The sequence below is a fragment of the Stenotrophomonas sp. HMWF003 genome, from assembly GCF_003061285.1.
Classification (GTDB): domain Bacteria; phylum Pseudomonadota; class Gammaproteobacteria; order Xanthomonadales; family Xanthomonadaceae; genus Stenotrophomonas; species Stenotrophomonas maltophilia_AP.
On the sequence record NZ_QAIW01000452.1, the window covers coordinates 1 to 755 of the forward strand.

1 protein-coding gene is annotated in these 755 nt (G+C 71.7%); it reads right to left on the reverse strand.

Going from position 1 to position 755, the window contains the following annotated elements; translation table 11 throughout:
• A partial coding sequence (locus DBR34_RS21940; RefSeq protein WP_219928351.1) for an efflux RND transporter permease subunit occupies positions 1 to 755 on the reverse strand: 755 nt, incomplete at both ends.

Genomic DNA, 755 nt, shown 5'->3' on the forward strand with positions numbered 1-755 from the left:
GCACTAGGTACACCACCAGCAAGGCCATGGCGAAGGTCAGCAGCACGGCGCTGCCGGCGTTCTGGTACTCGCGCGATTCGCCCTTCCAGTCCAGCTGCGCGTGCTGCGGCAGCTCCTCGCGGGCGGTCTGCTGGGCCCACGCGATCGCCTCGCCCAGCGGGTAGCCCGGGGCCAGCCCGGCGGTGATGGTGATCGAGCGCAGCCGGTTGAAGCGGTTGAGGTTGCCCGCTTCGGCCACTTCGCTGAGCGTGACCAGGTTGGACAGCGGCACCAGTTCGCCGCTGCTGGCGCGCACGCGGATGGCGGCCAGGTCGGCCGGGGTGGCGCGACCGTCGCGGCCGGCCTGGACCAGCACGTCGTATTCCTCGCCGTTGTCGACGAAGGTGGTGACCCGGCGCGAGCCCATCATGGTTTCCAGCGCGCTGCCGATCGCGGTGACCGACACGCCCAGGTCGGCGGCGCGCTGGCGGTCGATGTTGACCCGCATCTGCGGCCGGGTTTCCTTGTAGTCCGAATCCGGGCCGACCAGGCCCGGGTTGTCGGCCATGCGCGCCAGCATGCGATCACGCCACTGCGCGATTTCCGCGTACTCCGGCCCGCCCAGCACGATCTGGAACGGCTGGCCCTGGCTGCGTACCAGCCCGCCCCCGACCTGGGTGCGCACCCGCACGCCGCGGATGCCGTCCAGGTGCTTCTGGAGGTCGGCGGCCACGTCTGGGGTGGCGGCCTGGCGCTCGCGCCACGGCTGCAGGAAC